Source organism: Tissierella praeacuta DSM 18095 (assembly GCF_900128955.1).
GTDB lineage: Bacteria > Bacillota > Clostridia > Tissierellales > Tissierellaceae > Tissierella > Tissierella praeacuta.
Genome location: NZ_FQTY01000006.1, coordinates 18,124 through 42,688 on the forward strand (window position 1 = coordinate 18,124; position 24,565 = coordinate 42,688).

Annotated in this window: 30 protein-coding genes; 7 read left to right on the forward strand and 23 right to left on the reverse strand. The window is 28.7% G+C overall.

Annotated elements, in window-relative coordinates; all coding sequences use genetic code 11:
• Positions 1 to 36 precede the first annotated feature (36 nt).
• The 3 genes from BUB33_RS08085 to BUB33_RS08095 are packed head-to-tail and all read left to right on the forward strand — an operon-like array spanning position 37 to position 1,994.
• Complete coding sequence (locus tag BUB33_RS08085; RefSeq protein WP_072975283.1) at positions 37 to 354, forward strand: PadR family transcriptional regulator; 318 nt, start codon at positions 37 to 39, stop codon at positions 352 to 354.
• Complete coding sequence (locus BUB33_RS08090) at positions 351 to 911, forward strand: DUF1700 domain-containing protein (protein WP_084725288.1); 561 nt, start codon at positions 351 to 353, stop codon at positions 909 to 911. The genes BUB33_RS08085 and BUB33_RS08090 overlap by 4 nt, the downstream gene beginning before the upstream one ends.
• A gap of 12 nt (positions 912 to 923) precedes the next feature.
• On the forward strand, positions 924 to 1,994 hold the full coding sequence (locus BUB33_RS08095; RefSeq protein WP_072975289.1) for a DUF4097 family beta strand repeat-containing protein: 1,071 nt from the start codon (positions 924 to 926) through the stop codon (positions 1,992 to 1,994).
• 58 nt (positions 1,995 to 2,052) lie between these two features.
• Here BUB33_RS08095 and abc-f read toward each other — a convergent pair whose 3' ends face one another.
• From abc-f to BUB33_RS08110, 3 genes are all read right to left on the reverse strand, one after another.
• Entirely contained in the window at positions 2,053 to 3,690 is a 1,638-nt protein-coding gene (gene abc-f / locus BUB33_RS08100) for a ribosomal protection-like ABC-F family protein (RefSeq protein WP_072975292.1), read from the reverse strand.
• Between the two features lie 449 nt (positions 3,691 to 4,139).
• Positions 4,140 to 4,964, reverse strand: a complete 825-nt coding sequence (nudC, locus tag BUB33_RS08105; RefSeq protein WP_084725290.1) for an NAD(+) diphosphatase — start codon at positions 4,962 to 4,964, stop codon at positions 4,140 to 4,142.
• 13 nt (positions 4,965 to 4,977) lie between these two features.
• Complete coding sequence (locus BUB33_RS08110) at positions 4,978 to 5,544, reverse strand: thymidine kinase (RefSeq protein ID WP_072975294.1); 567 nt, start codon at positions 5,542 to 5,544, stop codon at positions 4,978 to 4,980.
• A gap of 143 nt (positions 5,545 to 5,687) precedes the next feature.
• Between BUB33_RS08110 and BUB33_RS08115 the strand changes: the two genes are divergently transcribed.
• A complete protein-coding gene (locus BUB33_RS08115; protein ID WP_072975296.1) occupies positions 5,688 to 6,467 on the forward strand; it encodes an ABC transporter ATP-binding protein in 780 nt (259 codons plus the stop codon).
• Positions 6,460 to 7,257, forward strand: a complete 798-nt coding sequence (locus tag BUB33_RS08120) for an ABC transporter permease (RefSeq protein WP_115322125.1) — start codon at positions 6,460 to 6,462, stop codon at positions 7,255 to 7,257. The genes BUB33_RS08115 and BUB33_RS08120 overlap by 8 nt, the downstream gene beginning before the upstream one ends.
• Before the next feature lie 99 nt (positions 7,258 to 7,356).
• Here the strand turns inward: BUB33_RS08120 and BUB33_RS08125 are convergent, their stop codons facing one another.
• The 3 genes from BUB33_RS08125 to BUB33_RS08135 form a co-directional block, all read right to left on the reverse strand.
• Positions 7,357 to 7,968 (reverse strand): peptidylprolyl isomerase, encoded by a 612-nt coding sequence (locus BUB33_RS08125; protein ID WP_072975610.1) that lies wholly within the window; start codon positions 7,966 to 7,968, stop codon positions 7,357 to 7,359.
• A 176-nt stretch (positions 7,969 to 8,144) separates the two neighbouring features.
• A complete protein-coding gene (locus tag BUB33_RS08130; protein WP_072975302.1) occupies positions 8,145 to 8,840 on the reverse strand; it encodes an MgtC/SapB family protein in 696 nt (231 codons plus the stop codon).
• A gap of 72 nt (positions 8,841 to 8,912) precedes the next feature.
• Positions 8,913 to 9,422, reverse strand: a complete 510-nt coding sequence (locus tag BUB33_RS08135; protein ID WP_072975304.1) for a nitroreductase family protein — start codon at positions 9,420 to 9,422, stop codon at positions 8,913 to 8,915.
• An 86-nt stretch (positions 9,423 to 9,508) separates the two neighbouring features.
• Here BUB33_RS08135 and BUB33_RS08140 point away from each other — a divergent pair, with 86 nt between their 5' ends.
• Positions 9,509 to 9,880, forward strand: coding sequence for a DUF1667 domain-containing protein (locus BUB33_RS08140; protein WP_072975306.1), 372 nt, complete (start codon positions 9,509 to 9,511; stop codon positions 9,878 to 9,880).
• A 38-nt stretch (positions 9,881 to 9,918) separates the two neighbouring features.
• Here the strand turns inward: BUB33_RS08140 and BUB33_RS08145 are convergent, their stop codons facing one another.
• From BUB33_RS08145 to BUB33_RS08170, 6 genes are all read right to left on the reverse strand, one after another.
• On the reverse strand, positions 9,919 to 11,271 hold the full coding sequence (locus BUB33_RS08145; protein ID WP_072975308.1) for an MATE family efflux transporter: 1,353 nt from the start codon (positions 11,269 to 11,271) through the stop codon (positions 9,919 to 9,921).
• A 98-nt stretch (positions 11,272 to 11,369) separates the two neighbouring features.
• Positions 11,370 to 12,170: an ABC transporter permease gene (locus BUB33_RS08150; protein WP_072975310.1), complete on the reverse strand. Its 801-nt coding sequence runs from the start codon at positions 12,168 to 12,170 to the stop codon at positions 11,370 to 11,372.
• 3 nt (positions 12,171 to 12,173) lie between these two features.
• Positions 12,174 to 12,974 carry an ABC transporter permease gene (locus BUB33_RS08155; RefSeq protein ID WP_072975312.1) on the reverse strand — a complete coding sequence of 267 codons (801 nt, stop codon included), beginning with the start codon at positions 12,972 to 12,974 and terminating at the stop codon, positions 12,174 to 12,176.
• Entirely contained in the window at positions 12,971 to 13,951 is a 981-nt protein-coding gene (locus tag BUB33_RS08160; protein WP_072975315.1) for an ABC transporter ATP-binding protein, read from the reverse strand. Before BUB33_RS08160 ends, BUB33_RS08155 begins: the two co-directional genes overlap by 4 nt.
• A 123-nt stretch (positions 13,952 to 14,074) precedes the next feature.
• Positions 14,075 to 14,332 (reverse strand): zinc ribbon domain-containing protein, encoded by a 258-nt coding sequence (locus BUB33_RS08165; protein WP_072975318.1) that lies wholly within the window; start codon positions 14,330 to 14,332, stop codon positions 14,075 to 14,077.
• Positions 14,333 to 14,401: 69 nt separating this feature from the next.
• Positions 14,402 to 15,334, reverse strand: coding sequence for a helix-turn-helix transcriptional regulator (locus BUB33_RS08170; RefSeq protein ID WP_072975321.1), 933 nt, complete (start codon positions 15,332 to 15,334; stop codon positions 14,402 to 14,404).
• A 263-nt stretch (positions 15,335 to 15,597) separates the two neighbouring features.
• Between BUB33_RS08170 and ymfI the strand changes: the two genes are divergently transcribed.
• Positions 15,598 to 16,338 carry an elongation factor P 5-aminopentanone reductase gene (ymfI, locus tag BUB33_RS08175; RefSeq protein WP_072975324.1) on the forward strand — a complete coding sequence of 247 codons (741 nt, stop codon included), beginning with the start codon at positions 15,598 to 15,600 and terminating at the stop codon, positions 16,336 to 16,338.
• A gap of 61 nt (positions 16,339 to 16,399) precedes the next feature.
• Here ymfI and BUB33_RS08180 read toward each other — a convergent pair whose 3' ends face one another.
• The 11 genes from BUB33_RS08180 to BUB33_RS08230 all read right to left on the reverse strand — a co-directional run bounded on the left by BUB33_RS08180 (position 16,400) and on the right by BUB33_RS08230 (position 24,512).
• Positions 16,400 to 16,723 carry a hypothetical protein gene (locus BUB33_RS08180; protein ID WP_072975327.1) on the reverse strand — a complete coding sequence of 108 codons (324 nt, stop codon included), beginning with the start codon at positions 16,721 to 16,723 and terminating at the stop codon, positions 16,400 to 16,402.
• 34 nt (positions 16,724 to 16,757) lie between these two features.
• Positions 16,758 to 17,294 carry a hypothetical protein gene (locus BUB33_RS08185; RefSeq protein WP_072975329.1) on the reverse strand — a complete coding sequence of 179 codons (537 nt, stop codon included), beginning with the start codon at positions 17,292 to 17,294 and terminating at the stop codon, positions 16,758 to 16,760.
• 177 nt (positions 17,295 to 17,471) lie between these two features.
• A complete protein-coding gene (locus BUB33_RS08190; RefSeq protein WP_218564842.1) occupies positions 17,472 to 17,873 on the reverse strand; it encodes a permease prefix domain 1-containing protein in 402 nt (133 codons plus the stop codon).
• The gene (locus tag BUB33_RS08195) at positions 17,860 to 18,204 is read right to left on the reverse strand and encodes a PadR family transcriptional regulator (protein ID WP_072975332.1); all 345 of its coding nucleotides are present in this window, start codon (positions 18,202 to 18,204) and stop codon (positions 17,860 to 17,862) included. The genes BUB33_RS08190 and BUB33_RS08195 overlap by 14 nt, the downstream gene beginning before the upstream one ends.
• A gap of 91 nt (positions 18,205 to 18,295) precedes the next feature.
• Entirely contained in the window at positions 18,296 to 18,775 is a 480-nt protein-coding gene (gene ybaK / locus BUB33_RS08200; RefSeq protein WP_072975338.1) for a Cys-tRNA(Pro) deacylase, read from the reverse strand.
• Between the two features lie 17 nt (positions 18,776 to 18,792).
• Positions 18,793 to 19,980: a sensor histidine kinase gene (locus BUB33_RS08205; RefSeq protein ID WP_072975341.1), complete on the reverse strand. Its 1,188-nt coding sequence runs from the start codon at positions 19,978 to 19,980 to the stop codon at positions 18,793 to 18,795.
• A 12-nt stretch (positions 19,981 to 19,992) separates the two neighbouring features.
• On the reverse strand, positions 19,993 to 21,156 hold the full coding sequence (locus tag BUB33_RS08210; RefSeq protein ID WP_072975343.1) for an MFS transporter: 1,164 nt from the start codon (positions 21,154 to 21,156) through the stop codon (positions 19,993 to 19,995).
• Positions 21,157 to 21,311: 155 nt separating this feature from the next.
• Positions 21,312 to 21,959 (reverse strand): response regulator transcription factor, encoded by a 648-nt coding sequence (locus BUB33_RS08215; protein ID WP_072975345.1) that lies wholly within the window; start codon positions 21,957 to 21,959, stop codon positions 21,312 to 21,314.
• A 75-nt stretch (positions 21,960 to 22,034) separates the two neighbouring features.
• On the reverse strand, positions 22,035 to 22,703 hold the full coding sequence (gene trhA, locus BUB33_RS08220; RefSeq protein ID WP_234950021.1) for a PAQR family membrane homeostasis protein TrhA: 669 nt from the start codon (positions 22,701 to 22,703) through the stop codon (positions 22,035 to 22,037).
• A 106-nt stretch (positions 22,704 to 22,809) separates the two neighbouring features.
• Positions 22,810 to 23,568 carry a type I methionyl aminopeptidase gene (gene map, locus BUB33_RS08225; protein WP_072975347.1) on the reverse strand — a complete coding sequence of 253 codons (759 nt, stop codon included), beginning with the start codon at positions 23,566 to 23,568 and terminating at the stop codon, positions 22,810 to 22,812.
• A gap of 23 nt (positions 23,569 to 23,591) precedes the next feature.
• Positions 23,592 to 24,512: a tetratricopeptide repeat protein gene (locus BUB33_RS08230; RefSeq protein ID WP_234950022.1), complete on the reverse strand. Its 921-nt coding sequence runs from the start codon at positions 24,510 to 24,512 to the stop codon at positions 23,592 to 23,594.
• Between the last annotated feature and the right edge of the window lie 53 nt (positions 24,513 to 24,565).

Consider the following 24,565-nt stretch of genomic DNA (forward strand, 5'->3'; position numbering starts at 1 on the left):
ACTATAGTCATTATATAATAATAAGGAGAGAAGTTTATGAATATTCAATTTAAAAAGGGTGTCCTAGAGCTTTGTGTTCTTTCCTTGCTAGATAGAAGAGATTTCTATGGATATGAATTAGTTGAACATATTTCACAATATATAAATATTTCTGAGGGTACTATCTATCCATTGCTTAGAAAGTTCAGAGCTGAAGGATATGTAACTACTTATTTAGAAGAGTCCCAAGAAGGTCCTCCTAGAAAGTACTATAAATTAACGGCTCGTGGTGAGGAAGTTTACGAAGATTTAGAAATAGAATGGCAAAGTTTTATTGATGGAGTAAACAATATATTAAGAGGTGAGTTATCATGAGGAGGAAAGAATATTTAGATAGATTAAAAACATATTTACAAGGCTTGCCCATTGATGAAATTCAAGATATTTTAACAGACTATGAAGAGCATTTTGATATAGGAATTTCTAAGGGTAAATCAGAAGAAGAAATATCTAGAGAATTAGGAGACCCTAAAGAAATAGCAAATAATTATAGAACAACATATAGACCGAACTATAATAAAAACAATTATAGTTCCAATGATAATACAAGAAGATTGTTGATTACCTTATTATTAATAGGATTTAATCTAATGGTAATATTAGCTCCTTTTATGACATTATTAGCCTTGTTAATTGGCTCATATGGTATTTCCTTTAGTTTGATATTAGGTGGTATAGCAATACTATTTGGATTCCCAGTTAGTCTTTTCAAATCAATGACATCAGCCCATATACTTACTTCTATATCATTTAGTATAGGTTTTATTGCATTAGGTGCATTAGGAATAATACTGTCAATATATTTAACAAAAGAATTTTATAAACTAGTGGTTAAATACATTCAATGGAATGTAGAAGTAATTAATAAATAGGAGAGTTGAAAAATGAATATAAGAAAATTTGTTCCAATTTTATTAGCTGTTGCTCTAATTGCTTTTGGAGTAGGTTTTTTATCCCTAAGATATAATGATAATTATAAATTTACAAATTCTAAATCTGGCAATTTATTAAATATTAAATCTAAGGATGAAATAGTAAAAATAGGTACAGATGGAATAGAAGTTAGAGACAAAGATGACCATGTATCTATAGGGTGGAATGGAATCAAAATTAGTGATGGTGATGAGGAAATAAGAATTGGATGGAATGGCATAAAAATAAATGATAAAGATAAAGTTAGTTATAGAATTGGTAATGACTGGAACTGGTTTGACATAAATCCTAAAAATGTAAAATGGGAAACTATTAATGAAGAAAAATTTGCTGAAATAAAGAATATAGATACTATAAATATTTCTTCTCCCTTTATTGACATCAAAGTAATTCCAGAAGATAGAGATAATGTTCAGATTAATTATTATGGAAAAATGAAAACCAATGTTGTTCCCATTTTAGAAGTTGAAAACATATCTAATAAATTAAATATTAAACTTGAAATAAGCTCCAATAATTATTCAGTAGTAGAATCTGATGTTATTTTAAAAGTATTCGTGCCTAAATCATTTAAAGGTGATTTTAATACCAACACTTCTTCTGGTGATATTTATATAAAAAATTTAGTTGGAAATAATATAAATATTTCTTCCAGCTCTGGTGATTTAGAATTAGAAAACTTAGAAGGAAAATCCTTAAATTTATCTACTTCTTCTGGTGATATGAAACTAGATGGTCTTATAGGTGAAATCATTATAGCTTCCAGTTCTGGAGATATCTCTTTAAACAGTAAGAAATTAAGTGAAGATATGAAAATATCTACTAGCTCTGGTGACATCTCTATTAAACTTAGTGATGATGCCAGTTATAATATAAAAGGTTCAACTTCCTCCGGTGATTTTAATTCATCTATAGATATGAATATAAAAGAAAATGAAAAAGGTAGATTTATAGCTACAATAGGTTCAGGAGAAAAGTCCATTAATATTAGTACTTCATCTGGAGATATTGAATTTAAATAAAATAGTAATTTCATATAAATAAAACTAAAAACCCACTTTCATGGGTTTTTAGTTTTATCTACCTTATTTCCTTTAATTGTCTTAATTCTTTTGATAACCTTTGATACTCTAAATCAAGCTTATCCTTTTCTTCATCATTTACAGAAATGGAAAGCAGCCCTATTACTTCGCTTAATCTATTTTCTAATATAGACCTCCTATAAAATAAATCTTGATTATTACAATCCTTCATCATATTCTTTTCATTATATTCATTAAAATTCCCCTGAAATGTATTGATTTTATTATTTTCAATAGTGATTATAGTATTTGCTACTCTCTCAATAAATCTTCTATCATGAGATACAAATAATAATGTGCCATCATAATTTATCAAAGCTTCTTCTACGGCTTCAATTGAATATATATCCAAGTAGTTAGTTGGTTCATCTAATATTAACACATTGAAACCACCTAACAGTATTTTTGCCAAAGATACCTTTACTCTTTCTCCGCCACTTAGAATATTTACCCTTTTATATACATCATCCCTTCTAAAAAGAAATCTTGCTAAAATATCTCTTGCATCTTGCTCTAATTCATTTAATTCAAGAAGGTTTTCTATTATGGTTTTATCTTCATCTAAAATATTTAGATTTTGACTAAAATATCCTATATTGGCTTTCTTAGAAATATTGATATTAGGAACTTTTTCCATTATCATTTTTAATAATGTGGTCTTTCCGCTACCATTGCTGCCAATTAAAGCTACTTTAGATTTATTATATATTTGAAAATCAGAGTTTTTAAATAATATTTTCTTTCCAAAGGTTTTAGTAATTCCCTTGCCTTCAATAACTATCTTTGAAAAAATTTCGTCTCCTTTAAAGTCTACTTTTATCCTATCTATTTCTCTTATCTTATCTTTTACTTCTAATTTATCAATTCTCTTAGCTATTGCTTTTACCTTATTGTCTAATTTTTTCTTAGCATTTTGCCCACCCATCTTGTGAAGCCTTGCCTCGGAATTTCCCATTCTTTTAGGAGTTCCTTTTATTTTATCTGATTTTTTTCTTGTATCAACTAATACTTTTTCCAATCTTTTTTTCTCTCTAATATATTTTTCATATTCTCCTTCTTGAGTCTTCTTTTCTAACTCCCTTTGAGCTTTATAATCAGAATAATTCCCTTCATATATTCTGATTTTCCCCTCTTCAATTTCTATTATCTTATTACACAACTTATCTAAGAAATCCCTATCATGAGAAGTAATAATTATACATCCATCAAAATTAGATAACTTTTCTATTAAAAAATTAATTCCTTCAAAATCAAGATTGGAAGTTGGTTCATCTGCAAGAAGAAATTTTCCATTATCAGTCAAGAATTTACCAATCTTTAGTCTGGTCAATTCTCCACCGCTCATAAACTCATTATTCTTATTTTTCAGTCCAAGTTTACTTATATACTCACTATCTATTTCCTTATTCCCTATATCTCCCAGCTGTTTAATATAAAAGGGCTCTATAGATGTTTTTATTATTCCTTCATCTAGATTAATTTCCTTTGCAATTAAATTAAGTAATGTAGTTTTTCCACACCCATTTAATCCAACTAATCCTATTTTATCACCTGAATATACTTTTAAGTCCTCTATATCTAATATAAGTCTATTTTCATAATACTTCTTCAAATTCTTTATATCTAAAATCAACATAAAAAAATCCCTCCTATAAGTTCTGAAGGGATTAATATCCTTTATTATTGCAAAAATAAATAAACCAACTAAAATATAGTCAATTCAAATAAATAACAAATAATTAATAATCCACTTCAGAACATTTTACAACAAAAATAAACCTAACTAATAGGTGTTATTTTCCTAAGTTCAAATTGTTCTTTTAATTAAGCGGATTATATTCTCATTTCTGCAATTTCCATCCTTTTATATTATTTTAATCATCTAAATATTATCATAATTTAACTGCCTTTTCAAGGAAAACTATTAAATTAACTTTTATCTTATAAAATCTCTTGAATAATTAATTTAATTGATCCCTTGAATCAAAACTTGAAATCTTATTTATAAGAAATAAATTTAATACTCAAACATTATTTTATGTTAATAAAAAGGAATTATATAAAATTTAAAAATAAACATCTATATTATTTGTTTAAAAACCATTCTATTAACTCTGTACTAATACTAATAGATTTTTTATACTTTCCTGGTATTTCTTCTTTTGTGAACCATTGTGCATCTACTATTTCATCATTATCTACTTTTATTTCACCTTCAAGGTACTCTGCAGTAAATCCTATCATCATTGAATTTGGAAATGGCCATGGTTGTGAACCAAAATATTTTATATTATGTACTTTTATTCCTGTTTCCTCAAATACTTCTCTCCTTACACAGTCCTCGAAAGTTTCTCCCATCTCTACAAATCCTGCAATTACACTATACATACCCTCTTGAAACATTTTATTATGTGCTAATAACAACTTATCTTCCTTTGTAATTGCTACTATTATTGCAGGAGCAGTTTTTGGCCATACCATATTATCACAACTTGAACAAATCATAGCCCTATCATTTCCACTAATCTTTACAATCATTTGCGAACCACAAATTCCACATTTTTGATTGTTTCTTATATAATCCAACAGAAGTAACGCCTTTGCTGATACTAAAAAATCATCATGACTTATATTTTTTGAATATGTCCTTAAATCTATAAAATCATAATTCTCTCCCAAGCTTTCTTTAATTTCACCACAGTAACAGTTTATTCCCTTATAGGCACCTAAACATTGTAGGTGATTTATCTGTGGTTTAAATAATTCTAAATCTTTCTTATTAGGTATGATATACTCCGTGTCATTTAATTTTACCATGAGTTTACTTCCATTAAATAAATACATATAATCTTTATCATATGTATCATATAATGGTTCTTTAGAGGGTTCAAATTTTATATATCTATCCATAATCCTATCCTTTCTATTTAATTTCTTCTAAAAAACATTTTCTGCAAAGTGGTTCATATTCATCTGTTGCCCCTATAACTATTCTCTCTTGAGCCTTAGTTTTTCTATGACTAATCCAAGCATCCGTTCCACATTTAGCACATACTGCATGATGTTTATATAAATAATCTGCAATTGGCATTAATTCCTTTACAATTTCAAAGGCTTGTCCAGTAAAGTCCATATCAAGTCCTGCCAATACAACAGTTATTCCCTTTTCTAAAAACTTATTTATAGCTCCTACTATATCTTGTATGTTTCCACCTAAAAACTGTACCTCATCTATAGCTATTACATCTGGATTGTATCCTTTACAATATTCACATATTTCAATTATATTATTCACCATTACTGCATTTAATGTGGTGTTGTCATGGGTTCTTATTTCCGATTTTGGATATCTAGTATCTACTGACGGCTTAAATGCAACTGTTTTATATCCTGCTATATTAAATCTCTTTACATCTTTTTCTAAGCTAGAAGTTTTTCCAGAAAACATAGAGCCAGTATGTATAATTAATTTACCTTTATACTGATGCAAAATAACTCCTCCTTTAAACTATTACTGAAATATTATACCATCTTTTAGTCCTTTCCACAAAATTAATATTTTTTTGTAATCTCACATATTTCTTTCATTTGGAATACAATAAAGTACTATATATTAATTTTGGGAGGGATACTATGGATGAAAACATTGTAGTTGAGATTAATAATATCGGAATGACTTATCATACATTAGAAGGAGAAACTGAAGCTATTAAAGATATAAATTTAAATATATTAGAAGGAGAAATTGTTGGAATAGTTGGCCCAAGTGGATGTGGAAAATCTACTTTACTCTCAATAATAGCAGGTCTTATTGAACCTACTAATGGAAATGTCCTAATTAATGGGGAAAAAGTAAATAAATCTAATAGAAATATTGGATACATGTTTCAAAAAGACCAGCTTTTAGAATGGAGAACCATACTAAAAAATGTAGTACTTGGATTGGAAATTCAAGGAAAATTAAATCATAATAGCTATGATTTAGCAGAAAAAATGCTAAAAAGTTATGGCTTAGGTGAATTTTTAAACAGTTATCCAAGCCAATTATCAGGAGGAATGAGACAGAGAGTAGCCCTTATTAGAACCCTTTTATTAGAGCCTGATTTACTTCTCTTAGATGAACCTTTCTCTGCTTTAGATTATCAGACAAGACTTGCAATAGCTGACGAAATTGGGATTATATTAAAAAAAGAAAAAAAGACTGGATTGTTAGTAACTCACGATATAGCTGAAGCTATTAGTTTATCAGATAGAATAGTTGTTTTATCAAATAGACCTTCTACTATAAAGGAAGTAATCAATATAAATTTAACTTGTCCAGAAGGATGTCGAACACCACTTAAATGTCGGGAAGCTCCTGAGTTCCGATACTATTTCAATAAAATATGGAAGGAGTTAGATGTCCATGTCTAAAAACATTTCTAAAGAACATGAAAATTATCTAATTAATATAAAAAGGAAAAAAAGAAATATATTTATAACTCAAATAGGCATTTTAATTTTTGGTCTTTGTCTTTGGGAAATAGCTGCCCATTTTAAATGGATAGATACTTTTCTAACTAGCTATCCATCACAAATATGGAGGTTATTTTTAATTTATGCGAAACAAGGAAATCTTTTTCATCATGTTGGAATTTCAGTATTCGAAACTATAATGGGATTTCTAGGCGGTACATTGTTGGGAATAATCGTTGCAATTGGACTTTGGTGGTCAGATTTCTGGGCAAAAGTGCTGGATCCATATTTAGTCATGCTAAATAGTCTACCCAAAACAGCCTTAGCACCTATTATTATTATTTGGGTTGGAGCAGGTTATTCTGGAATAATTGTCACTGCTATTACCATTTCAATAGTAGTGACTATAATGAATATGTTTGCAAGTTTTATGGCCGTTGATGAAGATAAAATTAGATTACTAACTACCTTTGGTGCTACTAAATTACAAATCTTTCAGAAAGTAGTTCTCCCCTCTTCCATTCCAACTCTAATGAGTACTTTGAAAATTAATATTGGTTTATCTTGGGTTGGAGTAATTGTAGGAGAATTTTTAGTATCAAAGGCAGGTATTGGATATTTAATAGTCTATGGTGGTCAAGTATTTAAGCTGGATATTGTAATGATGAGTGTATTTCTATTGGCCATTATATCGGCTTTGATGTATAAGATAATTGCTATTTTAGAAGATAAATTTAAAAGATGGTAGTTCAATATAATCTAATTATAAATTACCAATTATAAATTAAAACAACTTCTTTTTTAAGTAATTACACTATAAAAAAGAAGTTGTTTTTTGTTATCATCATTATTTATATTCTATTTTTCTTATCTCTACTTTTTCCATAACAACTGGGTTAACTGGTTTATCATTTGCCCCAACTTCTAAATTAGCAATTTTATCTACTACATCCATTCCTTGAAACACTTGCCCAAATACTGTATGCCTATAATCTAGCCATGGAGTTCCACCTAGTTCAGCATAAGCATTTATAACATCTTCTGAAAATCCTGCTTCATCTCCTGCTTGTTTCATCTGACTTAAAAAATCTTCTTCTACGAATGATCTTTGAACTATAAAAAATTGACTGCCATTAGTTCCTGGTCCTGCATTTGCCATAGATAAGGAACCCCTTAAATTATGATAATCTTTATTAAATTCATCTTCAAAAGGTTTTTCCCAAATACTTTTTCCACCCATACCAGTGCCATCTGGGTCTCCACCTTGAATCATAAAATCTTTTATCACCCTATGAAATGTAACACCATCATAATATCCATCTTTAGCATGAGTTTTAAAATTTTCTACTGCCTTTGGGGCTATATCTGGAAAAAGTCTTATCTTTATTTCTCCATGATTTGTAATAATAACAACAATTTCTTCTCCCTCTTGTGGTTGTTTTAATTGCTCCAATGCCATATCATTTCCTCCTTCATGTTTTTCAATTTTTTCTATTTTTATTGTTTCTTTCCTACATCCACTTATAAATAAAATTAAAGATATAGCTAATAACAGTATTAAATTCTTAGTAAATCTTTTATTCATTTTTTCATCTCCTAGTATTTCAATAACTCTCAACTATATATCACAAGTAATTAAAAATCCATATAATTATTATTGGGAATAATGTTTCCTTCAAAACTAACATTAATAATACCATGAATTTGATAAATTTCCTTATACAGGCTACTTATATTGACATTATTTGGTGCCTTAATTAAAAAACGAATTTCCATAATGCCATTATCATCATGTTCACCACCATCAGTACCTAATATCTTTATATCTTTAATAGATATATAGTATTTCCCAAATAAAACTCCTATTTGACCAATAATCCCTGGTCTATTCGTAGCAACTATCTCAACTGCTTTATACTTCTTTGTCAATATCATCTTTTCAAATGGTCCTAAACTCATTAAAGTTGCAAGAACTATGGCAGTAGTAACTATAGCCCCTAGATAATATCCTGATCCCATTGCTAATCCAATACCAGCACAAACCCATAAGCTAGCAGCAGTAGTAAGTCCACTAATGTTATTTCCTGTTCTCATAATGGTTCCAGCACCAAGAAAACCTATTCCACTAACAACTTGTGCTGCTAATCTAGCAGGATCTGCCGATTGAAACCCATCAATAGAAACAAGCATAACCAAAGTAGAACCTAATGTAACTAATATATGAGTTCTAAGTCCTGCTGGTCTATTATTGATTTCTCTTTCTGTTCCTATAAGACCTCCAACTATGGCAGATAAAGCTAGTCTTTTTATTATCTCAATCTTAGACAACATAATAAAACCCCTCATAATAATCTAAACCACGTTGTACCTATACCTTATTATATACATCTCTTTATTTTTTATCTACCACTTATTATAATGAATTTTACTCTCATCATATCTTTCAGATATATTTCTTTCTTCGTCCTTATTTCCTACTACTACCATACCTATTGGTATAATATTATTAGGTAATTCTAAAACTTCCTTCATGGACTCTACTAAATTACCTGAATCATATAATCCACACCACACTGCTCCTAATCCAACTCCATGAGCTGCTAAAAGGATGTTTTGTATAGCTGCTGAACAATCTTCTACTAAAAAACCTCTGTTTCCTTGCTTTTCTTCATCTCCACAAACAATTATTCCACATCCAGCATTAGGTAACATTTTTGCATACTTATGAAAATCTGATATCTTTTGAAGTAATTCTTTATCCTTAGCTACTATAAAATGCCAAGGCTGAGTGTTGTGAGCAGAAGGTGCTTGAAATCCTGCCCTAAGTAAAATATTCAACTGTTCTTCTGTAATTACCTCTCCTGTAAACTTCCTTATACTTCTTCTAGTCATAATAGCTTGTAAAACTTCCATTAAATCATCTCCTCTTATTAAATATACAAAAACCTTCTCATAATATGTTATAATTATTATGTTAATTTACTATGGAGGTTTTATTTATGGATATAATTGAAAAAAAATGTAAGGTCTGCCCTGTAGGCTGCAATCTTAAAATAATTAAAAATGAGGCTACTAATTATCATTACTCAGTTGAAGGCAATAAATGTAATAGAGGTAAAGAATATGGTATTAAAGAAATCTTAGAACCTTCAAGAGTTCTCACCTCTAGGGTATTACTTAAAAATGGTCCTATGAGTAGACTTCCAGTTAAAACTGATGGTGTTATACCTGAAACCCTAGTTGAAGAATGTATGGATATAATCAAAATAACAGAAGTATCTGCACCTATTGAAAAGGGCCATATTATAATAGAAAATATATTAGGTACTGGAGTTAATGTAATTGCAGCAAGAAAAGTAAATAGTCTATAATAACTTCAGTTTTTGGTGCCAGGCACCAAAAACTGAAGTTATTTAGTATGTAATCCTTTTCTTAAAACATAAATAAATAAAGAAGTTAAAATTATTCCCTTAAATACAGTACTAATACTCATACTCCACCATACTCCTGTCATTCCTAATACTGTACTTGATAGTATTAATGCTCCTGGAATTCTTAATGCATTTAGTATAATCCCTATTATTGCTGGAATTTGAGTTCTTCCTATTCCATTAAATGCTCCTGCTGAGGCTATTTCAATAGTTATAAAAAACTGAGAAAGTCCTAAGATTTTCAAATATACTACGCCTTGAGATATGGCAATAGCATCATTTGGTGTAAATATCCTAAAAATAGGTTCTCCGAAAAATATAAGTAAAACAGTGGCAAATATTCCTATGGTACCAACTATCTTGAGTCCAGCATAGTATCCTTCTTTTACTCTATCATAGTTTTCTGCACCATAATTTTGTCCTACAAAAGCTGATATAGCTGTAGAAAAACCTTCTGCAGTCATCCAAGATATTGATTCTATTTGTGAGCCTACAGATTGTACTGCCACTGGAGTAGAGCCCCATTTTGCCAATATTTTTGTTAAAACCATAGATATAGAGGCATGAACTCCTGATTGTAAAAATGCAGGAAATCCTAATTTTAATATCCTTTTAAGATAATCTAATTTTGGCAATTTAAAAAGATGTAAATGGGAAAATAGTTCTTTATTCTTTCTTGATACTAATATATATATTGAAGTAACAACTATCTGTGCTACTATAGTAGCTACTGCTGCCCCTTTTATACCCAGTTTAGGGAATGGTCCAACACCAAAAATTAAAATAGGGTCTAAAATAATATTAGTTATTAATCCCATTGTATTTATAATAAAAGGCGTAATACTATTCCCTGAAGCATTGAATATAGCTGAATATATAGGATTAATAAAATGAAATAAAAATCCAAAAGCTATAATTACTAAATAGTCTATTGCTAATTGAATAGTTTCTGTATCATTTAAATTAAAAAAACCAATTACTTGGTGTCTAAATATCAATAATAATGATGAATAAATAATTCCTATGATTATATCTAATTTTATCCCACTAGATATATATTCTCTTGCACTATCCATCTCTCCTTTTCCATAGGATTGTGATACTCCTACACTAACTCCAATTTGTGAAATTAATACAAGAGACATACCAAACCACATGAAAAATCCTACAGTACCTGCACCAGCTACAGCTTTAGTACTAAGTCTGCCTAACCACATCATATCCGTTAAGTTATACATCATTTGTATAAATGATGTCCCCATAATAGGTAATGCTAATTTGGTAAGGGTACTAGAGATATTTCCTTCTATTAAATTAATGTTTCTGCTCATATAATTCTCCTCTAACCATTTAATGTAAAAAATAATATTTTGTAACTCTAAATAATTTTACATGATAAATAATTTTTATTCAAGATAATTAACCAAAATTAACTTCCAGTAGAAGTATAATGATTTACTCCAATTTTCCATATTTGTAGTGATAGTATAAAAAATACAACTCCACATAATGGAGAAATCCATCCCAACCATGAAGGATATCCAAAGGAATCAACCTTCCCCAATATATTCATAGCAGGAAAATAATTAATTGTAGCCAAGGGTATTATATATATAAGTATTTTTCTAAACCAAGGTCTATATATGGAAATAGGATATTGGGCTGCTTGCACACCACCATAGGTAAAAGAATTTACTATTTCCAAGCTTTGTACGGACCAGAAAGATAAAGTAGCTTGAATTACTATGAGTCCTGAAAACAGAAAATTTCCTCCAACAATAGATCCTATCAATAATAAAGTTTTCCCTAAAGTCCATTCTATATTTAACTTAAATACTGCCCATATAAGAACTACAAGACCTTGAATAAACCTACCTATCCTCATTATATGAAAATCCTGTCCTAAAATCTGTAATACTGTAGTCCTTGGTCTAAGTAATATCCTATCGAAATCTCCTGATCTAACCAATATATGAAAGGTATCAAATCCTCTAGTCCAAGCTTCTGTAATAGAAAATGCAATATGAACCATCCCATAGAATAAAGCTGCTTCTCCAAAAGTAAAACCCTTTATATCACCAAATCTTTCAAATAACACCCATACACCAAGAAAATCAATAAAAGTTATTAGGAAATGTCCTATGGACATCATAATAAAGGAGGCCTTATATTGAAGCTGAGATTCTATACTTAATTTAATATATTTAAAATATAACTTTATACTGTCCATATTCTAGCCCCCTTGAACTACTAAGTCTTTTATCTTTTTATTTAAAATCCATTGTCCTAGTATATATATTACAAATGCCCATGTACACTGAAATAAAAAATATTGAAGTAATTTACTAAAAGGAATTTCCCCTGTAAAAAATCTAGCTGGAATATCTACTAATCCACCAAATGGCAAGTAACTTAATACTCGTCTTAATTTATCTGGAAATAATGGCAAAGGTACTATCATTCCAGAAAACAACATAACAATAGATGTTAATAGTCTTTGTATTCCATCTCCTGATAAAGAATAAAGAGTAGTTATATTGATTATATTAGTTATTCCACAGGAAATCATAAGAGCACCAAAGGTAGTTACTATCCACCCAATACTAGCTAAAGCATTAGGTGGTAATTCCATTCCATAATCCTTTGGCAATAATAAAGTTATAATAAATAAAGGAATAGATTTAAGTAAAGTCGGTGCAGTTCTTAAGGCAAAAGTCCTTGCAAACCAATAATTATATAAATTCATGGGTCTAATAAGCTCATAGGTTATATTCCCTGTCCTTATTAGATTTTGAATTTCATTATCACCATTCCAAGGCAACATCCCAATCATAGCTTGACCAAGCCATATATAAGTTATGGCTGCTTTATAATCAATGGGCATTTCTCCACTTGAAGAATTATAAAAACCAAATAATACCATGACCATAATCATTCCAAAAAAAAATTGAGTAATTATACCTGCTAAGGCGGCAACTTTATATTGCAACAATAGATTAAATCTAATCTTTATAATAGATATAAATGCCTTCATATGTTAAACTCCCCATAAATTTTAGCAATAATTTCTTCAATGGGAGGGTTTTCTATTAATATATCTTTTATTTTGTATTTAGTGGATAAATTAGTTATTAAATCTGCTGGTGTTATTATATCTGGATTAAAATCAATGACAAGTCTATTTTTTTCTTCACCTATTAGAGTTGCTCCTGCTATGGAAAAGCCATTTGTACCTTCATCAAAATCTAAAATGAGTCTCCTATCTTTAGATACTGTATTTCTAAGGGATTGTAAAGAACCATCTAAAAGAATTTCCCCTTTACCTATTACAATTACTCTATTACATAGAGTTTCAATATCATCCATATCATGGGTTGTAAGTATAACTGTAACCCCTTTTTCCTTATTCAGTTTTTTTATAAATTCTCTAACTGCCAATTTAGATATGGCGTCTAGCCCTATAGTAGGTTCATCAAGGAAAAGTATTTGTGGAGAATGAAGAAGTGACGCTGCTAATTCGCATCTCATTTTTTGACCTAAACTCAACTGTCTTACTGGAGTATTTATAAACTTCTCTAAATCCAGCCATTTTACAAGTTCCTTTTTAATCTTTAAATAGTCTCCTAAAGGAATCTTATAAATATCCTTCAGTAATTGGAAAGAATCTATAACTGGTAAATCCCACCATAGTTGAGTTCTCTGCCCGAATACTACTCCTATATCCTTTACATAGCTGACCCTTTCTTTATATGGAATTTTTCCTAGAACTTTACATTCTCCTGAATCTGGTGTTAATATACCCGATAGTATTTTAATTGTAGTAGATTTTCCAGCTCCATTTGGTCCAATATATCCTATCAATTCTCCCTTTCCAATCTTAAAGGATATATTATTCAAAGCAGTTATCTCTTCGTACTCCCTGCATATAATACTCTTTAAGCCACCTACTATACCTGGTTTTCTCTTAGATATTTTATATCTTTTAGACAGCTCATTTGCTATAATAACCATATCAACCCCTCCTCTCTATTTTTTAGACATAAAAATTATTTTATCAGATTAAGGGGGTAAAGTCAATAAAAAACCCTTATGTAACATAGTTGTTATATAAGGGTTTTAAGTTCTATAAAGTATTTACTTTTTCCAACGTTTCAAATGTGGAAGGCAATTATTTAGTATTTCTCTTGCTTCTTTTTCTTCCATTCCATTTTCTTTCATAAAAGGTACACAAGTTTCTATCATTTCTTCCATTGTTTCACTAGGCTTTCTAAAGTTTCCATCTTCATAACAATATGTGCAATAATCCTGACTTTTACTTCCATCCTTTTCTGTACCATAAAGACTAGCATCTTCCATAGGCATCCCACAGCTTTGACAATATTCTTGTTTCATAAGATTGTCCCCCTTACTTTTATTATTTACCCCATAATACCACTATGTTTTGACAACAGTATGTCATATTTAATACTTTTCATAAATCTTTTGTACCTTATTCTTGATTATATTTTTAATATAATTCGGTTCAAGGACTTCTACATATTCACCATAACTTAATATCATAGAGTAAACCCATTCATCCTCTGGAAATGAAATCTTAACTACTACATATCCATTTTCATCTATTGTTATATTTTCTTCATAAAAAAATTCATCAACTCTTTGGTGTACTTCAGGAGAAAATCTCAAAACTAAGTCTACTATATTATTTTTAGAAATATTTTTATTTTTAAAATCTTCATAACTTATTCCTCTAGGATTAAATTTTTCTTCTAATACCTTAATCTTATGTATTCTAGAAAGTCTAAAAAGTCTATAATTATCTCTTAAATAACAATATGAAAAAACATACCAATTAAGTCCTTTTAAGACAAGGCTCATAGGCTCTACTCTTCTTTTTGTTATATTTCCATATGGATCTCTATATTCTATATCTATTAGCCTTTCTTCCCTTATTGCTTCATATATAATTTTATACTTTTCCTTATTCTTTGAATCAACTCTATATCCCCAAGGCAAATCACATACTATCAATTCATTAAAATGATAATCAAAATCTTCTTTCTTATTCTTAGGAACAATATTACTTATTTTATCAATCATTATGTCAATATTTTTACTTTCTGAGAAAATATTTATGTTTTTTAATGCAATAGCAATTGAAATCATATCATCTAATGTTAGTAATTGATGGCTTATTTTATAATTATCCAAAATCCTAAATCCTCCATCTCTTCCTTGATTAGATACTATGGGAATCCCTGCTAAATTTATAGTTTCTATATCCCTATATATAGTCCTTACTGAAACTTCAAATCTATCAGCCAATTCCTTAGCAGTTATATTTTCTTTATTCAGTAATACGACTATAATAGAAAGCAGTCTATCTATTTTCATCACTTATTTCTCCTTTTTATTGTCATTATACTTTCTTTTAATAAAATCATTTATTTTTATTTATACTTATAGTTTAATTATTCATTGGCTACAGCAGCTGTAATTGGCAATAGAAACAAACTTATTCTAAATAATATAAAACTTTTATATTATTTACCCCCAAGTTTATATTTTATCTCTCTAAAATATGGAGTATAATTATTATATAAACATAAAGTTTTGAACTTAATATAAACTGTTATATATAAAGGAGAATATTATTCATGATTTTTTCAAAGACTGCAATTATAACTGGAGCTTCTAAAGGTATTGGACAATCTATAGCAGAGTTATTTGCAAATGAAGGTTATAATGTTTTGATTAACTTTAATAACTCTGAAAAGAGTGCCTTAGATTTATATTATAAACTTAAAAATAAAGGTCTATCTGTCAGAATATTTAAAGCAGATGTTTCCAAAAGAAATGAAGTAGATTCCATGATAAATTTCTGTATTGAAGAGTTTAATAGTATTGATGTACTTATCAACAATTCAGGAATAAGTCAATCAAAATTATTCACAGATATTACTGATGAAGATTTAGATAATATGATAAATGTTAATCTTAAAAGCGTTTTTTACTGTACACAAGCAGCTTTAAAATATATGCTTCCCAAGAAAAAAGGCAAAATCATAAATATTTCCTCCATATGGGGAATTGTAGGTTCTTCTTGTGAAGTCCATTATTCAGCTACTAAGGCAGGCATTATAGGATTAACAAAATCTTTAGCAAAAGAATTAGGTCCTTCAAATATTCAAGTAAATTCCGTTGCACCTGGTGTTATTCAAACTGAAATGCTTTCCCCTTATAATGAAGATGAATTAAATGTCCTTAAAGAAAATACACCTTTAATGAGATTAGGAACTCCCTATGATATTGCTAATTGTGTGCTTTTCTTAGCATCACATAATGCTGATTTCATAACTGGGCAAATAATTAGTCCCAACGGAGGATTTGTAATTTAGTTCATTTTTATTTCACTTATTTCTTAATCACAACCCCTAATAGCCCTGCTAATTCAATTACCTACATATTTGAAACTATTGCTCCATTTAAATCCTCAATCCTTGTTCCTATTCCTTCCATATTGCAGGTTCTCAAGTCCATCCCCTTTAATTCTACTCCAACCATTTGTATTCTTTTCATATCAATATTTGAAAAGCCTACCTTTGAAAACTTAGATTCAAATATTACCTTTTCTGCCCTTTGCTCTTCTATATAGCAATCAGAGATAATGGCCATATTGAAAAAATCTTCATCTTCAATACGACTATTTCCTATATCTAAACTTTTTAGTTCATTAGGAATTTGAGGTGATAAAATTTTTATTTCATCTTTTATTTTTATCATCATGATATCTCCTTATAAAATTATCATCATTGCTCTAATATCCATATATATCTTCAAAAATTATATTGCTATCCTCATCATATGCCCTAATTCCAGCAAAGTCAATAATACTATCATTTGGTGACTTCCAAGTCACAAGAAACATATCTTCATAAAACCCATCTTGTATAAGTATATCTCCATTTTCTAGAGTCACTTCTATTTTCTTTATCCTATTATCATTAATAATTCCATAAGCTTTATAATAATCACCAGACATAGACCAAGTATAGGATACTGCTTTTGATAAATCACTTTCCCTACCATATACTTGATTACCAATACGCCAAAAGAAAAATAAAGTTTTATTTATTGTATTACATGAAAACCATCTATCATATTTACAGAGTATATATTTTCCTTTATCAAAGTCCTCTATATGAACAACTTCAGATGGTCCATAATGTGCACTTCTTTCAGAAGCTTTATGAGCTGACAAGGGAATTAAATAAAGACCTGAACTCTTTAAGAATATAAAGAATAAAATTACTAAAATTATAGTATTTTTAATAATCTTCTTTAATCTATTCATTATATTCACCTGCCTTTAATGGAATCTCTACTCTATATTTTCTATTATATTCATCATATTCAATAATTAAGGTATTAGCATTCTCTGGAAAGTCTCTAAGACTTCTTCTACATTTAGAAACAATTCCTCCACTACTAGAACCTGAACCAGAAAAATATTCATTTCCTAAATCGTCCTTTATAGTCCCAATGGCTCCAAAACTCCAGCTCTATAAACTATATCTTCCTTTGGAATTTCTTTAACTGGATTGCCACTAAATATTGTAACTATTGTCATTGAGCCTATAATAAAAATATTAATTACTATAAAAATAGTTACTGCTATATTTGTTATTCTCCAAAGCCACCCAATTATAGGATTATGTTCCTTATTTAACTGAATTCCTATTTCTTTAGGATCTCCCATGTCTTTTACAGCAAGTTCTTCCGCCTTTTTCTCATCATATCCTTGCACCATATAATAATTTATCTTATCAAGTATATGAGCTTCCATCTCTAATTTTATATCTTCTCTATCAAAGGGAAATTTTATATATGATAAAACGCTTTTTAAAAATTCATCCATCTTATGAAAAGACATGTTTTTCACCACCTATTACTTTATTTACAGTAGTTGAAAACACATGCCATTGTCTCTTTTCTTCAATTAATTGTTTTTCTCCCTTGTCTGTAATCCTATAATACTTTCGTTCTCTGCCAGTTTCGCTTTTTTTCATATAGGATTTAACATATCCCTCATTTTCTAACTTGTGCAATACTGGATACAAGGTTCCTTCTTTAAATTTAAAAGTACTATCGGAACGCACCTCTAAATCTTTAATTATTTCATACCCATACATATCCTTTTCCTTGAGCAGGTATAATATTAGTAAATTAGTACTTCCTCCTATAAATCCTTTATCAATTTTCACTTTTCCACCTCCTAAAAAACATACCTAGATTATCTAGGTGTGTCAACAATAAATAACTGTAGTTTTTGGTGCCTGGCACCAAAAACTACAGTTATTTAATAGTCAAATCTACTATTTCACCATGGCAAACTTGAATTAATTTAGATGTTTCCATTTCTATTTGAACCCCAATCTTTCCTCCACTTACAATAATCTTATCTATCTCAAGGGCAGATATGTCTATAAATGTCTTATAATCTTTCTTCATCCCTATTGGAGAACAGCCGCCTCTTATATATCCTGTAAATTTTAATAAATCCTTAACGTGTATCATTTCAACACTTTTTTCCCCTGCTGCTTTTGCAGCCTTTTTCAAATCCAATTCCTCTTTAACAGGCAAAAGAAATACATAAATAGTATTACTATGACCTTGGACTACCAATGTCTTATAAACAAATTTAGGATCCTTACCAATTTTTTCAGATACTGAAACTCCATCAATTTTTCCATCATTACTATTATAAGTAATGCCATTATATTCTATTTTCATTTGTTCTAAAATACGCATAGCATTTGTTTTTATATTAGCCATTTTACTCACCTTCCCCATTAGTACATTTTATATAATCCCATTTTAAATATCAATTCTAAATTAAATCCTTGTTTTTCCCCACTATTATAAATCATTTCCCCTCCAAAATCTCTTAATCTATTTTCTATATTCATTAATCCATTGCCTTTAATCAAATTAGTACATCCTAGTCCATTATCTATAATTTCAACTCCTAGTTCATCTCCATCTAATTTTATATTTATATTAATTTTATCTGCTCTCCCATGCTTTATACTATTAGTTAAAGCTTCTTTTATAGAAATATATATAATATCTTTATATTCAGGCAACAATTCCTCTACTTTTTCATTTATATTTAAAATTATCCTAATCTTTCCTGTGCTCTCAATATTATCAGTTAATTTTCTTATGGAATTCAATAAAGTACTATTTCTTTCTTCCTTTAAAGCATAAACAGCCTTTCTTAAACTCTCTATACTCTCTTTAACTAATAACTGAGATTTATTAATTAATTTTTTAGTCTTAGCTATATCCTTATCCATAATCTTATGAATTACATCTAAATTCATATTTAAAGCTATTAGACTATGTCCTAAATTATCATGAATTTCTCCTGCCACTCTATTTCTTTCTTTAGTTATAGTCAATTTTTCAATTTCTTCTGATTGTTCCTTTAGCCTATTATAAGATAATTCTAATTCTTTATTTAATCTATCTACTTCTCTCTTTTCTTTTTTTAAAGTTCTATATGTAAATAAGGTAAGAAAATAAAATAACAGTCCTATATATGACATTATAATATCAAATAAACCTTTTTTCCAAAACTCTATAGTCATTAATTCCCCAACAGCTACACCTCTAAGTATGATTAAAACCATAACAATCAATATTTCCAACCCAATAAATAACTTTGAAACTCTTCCTTCCGTATACAAAATCAGTTCATATAAAATAATGAACATAAATATATGAGAATATCCTTGTACTTTATAAGTCAATAGGCTACTTATTATCATGGAAACAAACACGGATAAATAGTATTGCTTTTCATTTTTATAAAATAAAAACATTCTTATATAATCATTAATTACTATAATTGTAAATAAGGAAAAGAAAGTTAAGAAAAGAATAGTATTATCTATATATTTATAAATAATATCAAGTCCTATTAAAATACAAGTGGCTATATATAAATACCTATTATATTTAACAAATTTTTTCATATTAACTCCTCACTAACTTATTCTAGGTAACTTCTCTTCTCCATTTAATTTATTAATATAAATATAGCAAATAAATAGAACCATTACAATCATAAGACTCCCCTTTACATAAAATATAATATTATTACCTATATTCCCATATACATATGAGCCAACTATAGATCCTATAGCCCCACCTATTCCACTTGCAAAACTATATAGTCCATAGGATCTGCCCCTTTTATCTTCTCCTACAAAATCAATAATTAAAGAGGAAAAAGCAGAACTATAGAGCATCACTACAACAGAAATCAAGGTATAAATAATCATAAACTTATAATATCCCTTATTAAATGGTATAAATATTTGAAGTATGGCATTTATAGTCATTCCAACTATAACTATCTTTTCTCTGCCATATTTATCAGCTAAAGCTCCAAATCGTCTTGGTAAAAATGTAGATAATATTGCTGCTGGAATAAATAAGGAAGATATTAAACTAAGTTCATCTGTAATATTTTCTTGTAGATATAAAAGATATATTGGTGTAGTTAAACTGGTTATAAAAGAAATAACACCTATTATTTCCAGGAAATATTTTAATTGTTTCTTGTTTTTAATATTACCTTGGTCATATTCCTTTTTAAAACTAAGGGTTTCTGGCAAATCCTTTATTGTATAATAAACTGATATTAAACTAGTAATCAGAAAAATTATAAATACTATTTTAAATGGATTATTCGTAAAGTTATTAAATAAAATAGTAAATCCAATTAAACTACCTATCCATTCCCCCTTAGCCATAGACTGCTCCTTTATACCAAAATTTTCACTCCTATTGGTTGTATCACTAATATCTGAAATAAAAACATCTACACTTATTCCTAAAAACGAAGCAGCTAAAGATTGAAGTATTCTTACTATTAATAGATATTTAAAATCTTTAGCTATTATAAATCCTATGTTTACTAAAGAATAAAGGATAGTACCTATTAGTACACCTATTTTTCTTCCTCTCTTATCTATTAAATTCCCAACTATAGGGCGTATTATTATACTTACTATTGAGAAAATTGAGTAAAGGTAACCTATTTGAATAATATTTGCTCCTATGGACGAAGCATAAATGGGAAATATGAATCCTATAAATGATAAGGGAAAAGATATAAAATAAAGGGATTTTTTTAGTTCTCTCATAATAATGACCTCCTAGATATTCTTATTTTAAGTATATACAAATCTTCAAAATAAAAAATCTAGCTAAAGTCACTATTATAGCCATAATTTTCTATGACTATAGTCATAGAAAATTAAATTTTAGAATATAAAAAAACTATGATTCCATAGCCTTTTTATATCTTACTATATTCTTTAATCAATACTGCCAATTGAGTTCTATCTCTCAACTCTAGTTTAGATAATATTTTAGTTATATGATTTTTAACAGTTCCTTCTGCTATATACAATATTTTCCCTATTTCTTTATTGGATTTTCCTTCCCCTATTAACAAAGCTATCTCATATTCTTTTTTAGTCAGTTCTTTAAATATAGTGTTATCTACACTATCCTGTATATTAACTTTATCCCCTATAGATTTTATCATCTTTTTAGCTACATCGGATTGTAAAAGTGTATTCCCTCTATATACTGTTTCTATTGCTTTGACTAATTCCTTAGATGATATGTCTTTAAGTAAGTAGCCATCAGCACCACTTTTAAGTCCCTCAAAAATATATTCATCCTCATTAAAAGTTGTTAATATTAATACTTTTGTATTAGGGTAATTTTCCTTAATTTGTTTTGTAGCCTCTACTCCGTCCATAACAGGCATTCGTATATCCATTAATATTAAATCTATTTCCTCTCTACCTAATATCTCTATGGCTTCTTTGCCGTTAGTAGCCTCATCTACTATAAATATAGTATCATAAAGACTAAGCATCATATTCAGTCCTTCTCGTATTAAACTTTGGTCATCTACAATAAGAACTTTTATCATTAATTACTCCCCCTAAGATAAAATACGGAAATAAGATACCGTCTATATTCATAATAGTAGGTATTATATATAAAACTATGTTAGATATAAAACTATACCTACAAAATGGAGTACAGATGCAGCTAAGACAAAAATATGCCAGATTGCATGATTATAAGGTATCTTTTTGATGGTATAGAATATTGTTCCTAGAGTATATAGAAGTCCTCCTCCCAATATCCACATAAAGAATCCTATTGAAGTCATTGTAATAATTGGTTTTATAGTAAATACTGCAATCCATCCCATACCTATGTATAGACTTAAGGAAAACGCCTTAAATCTATCAAATCTTCCAAAAGTAAATATCTTAAATACAACTCCAAATATGGCTATAAACCAAACTGCAACTAATATACTAATTCTTAGAGCCCCAGTCATAGTTAATAGTGTAATAGGTGTGTAACTCCCTGCTATAAACAAAAATATAGAGGAATGATCAAATACTCTAAGTATCCTTTTTGCTCTTTCATTTGTGATACTATGATATAAAGTTGATGATAAAAACATAAGAATAAAACAAGCACCATATATGCTAAAAGCAACTATAGACAATGCGTCGCCTTTTCTAATAGACATAACCAATAAAACTATGAGAGCAGTTATACCAAATAAAACTCCTAGTCCATGGGTAATTCCATTAGCAATCTCTTCTTTAACAGTATATTTCTTACCTAGCAATTGAACTGGATTTTCCTTTTTCACTTTTACACCTATCCTTTCCACAATCTTCAATTAAAGATTAACAGTTAATAATTGAAAACCATTAAACAAATTAAGAAATATATCTTAATCCTTTAATTATTTTTTATTAATTACATTGGTCTTGATCTGTTAAAATCATTGGACCTTCTTTCGTAATAGCTATGGTATGTTCATATTGAGCAGATAGCTTACCATCTACTGTTCTAGCAGTCCATTCATTATCATCTATTTTCATTCTATATGTTCCTACATTTATCATGGGCTCTATGGTTATAACCATGCCTTCTACAAGTCTTTGTCCTCTGCCTGGTATTCCATAGTGTGGTACCTGTGGGTCTTCGTGCATTTCTTTACCTATCCCATGACCTACAAAATCCCTAACTACTGAATAACCATTGGATTCTGCAAATGATTGTATAGCATAACCGATATCTCCCAATCTATTTCCTATAGTAGCCTTTTCTATTCCCTTATATAAAGCTTCCTTAGTTATATCTAATAATCTTCTAGCCTCATCTGATATATTTCCAACAGCATAACTCCAAGCTGAATCTGCCAACCATCCATCTATATTAACTACCATATCAATAGTTACTATATCTCCTTCTTTTAATGGTTCTGTTCTTGGATAACCATGACAGATTTCATCATTAATTGAAGCACAAATTGCATATGGATAACCATGATATCCTCTTTGCTCTGGATAAGCATTGTGCTCTTTTAGATAATCTTCTACAAATTTATCTATCTCCATAGTAGATATACCAGGTTTAATTATTTTTGCTATTTCTTTATGGACTTTTGCTAATAGTTCTCCAGATTTTTTCATCTTTTGTATTTCTTCACTTGTTTTTAATATAATCATTTAATTGCCTCCATATATCATTATTATTCTATTATTTTTATAAATTCACCTTTACCACGTAAATTTTCAAAATCCTTATCAACTCTTATGGATTCTACTATTTCTGGTAACAGCATTACTGCCTTTTTTAAATCTTCTAAAGCTTTTTCTTCATTATTTAATATTGAATAACAGCAAGCCCTATTATAATATAAATCATGAGCTTGTGGATTATTATTTATCCCTTCTGTTAATAATTCAACAGTATCTTCAAATCTCTTCTGCTCTATATAAATAGCAGAAATATTTAGATAGGAATAAGAATGCTGAGGATTAATATCTATTGATTTAAAATAATATTCCAAAGCTTTATCATTATCTCCTAAAGCTTTATAAACAACTCCCATATTAAATAAAGCTTTATAATAATCTGGTTCTATATTTAAACTTTTTTCTATCATAGTATACGCTTTATCATATTCTCCTAATTCCTCATATATAGATCCTAGATTATTATAGGTTATATAATCATTAGGTACTATTTCTATTACTTTATAATAATACTCTAATGCCTTATTTTTATCACCTTTTTCATCAAAAATATTAGCAGCATAATAATATGCCCTATCATAATATTTATCTAAGGAGATAGCTTTATGATAATACTCCAATGCTCTATCTTTATCTCCCATTTTTTCATAAATCATAGCCATGCCATAGTATGCTCCTGCTTCACTAGAATCAAGTTTAGTTATTTCTTCATATGTCTCTAAAGATTTCAACATATTATCTATTTCATCATAAATTTGAGCTATATTATATAGTATAGCTATATTATCTACCATATTGCCTCTAAATTGCAAAGCTTTTTTATAAAATTCTATAGATTTTTCCTTATTATTATTAATATATGCATTTTCTGCTAATAGCACATAATTATATTGTCTAGTATGTTCTTTTATCAACACAAACACCTCTTAAACTTTATACTATATATAGTCTACCACATTTATGATAA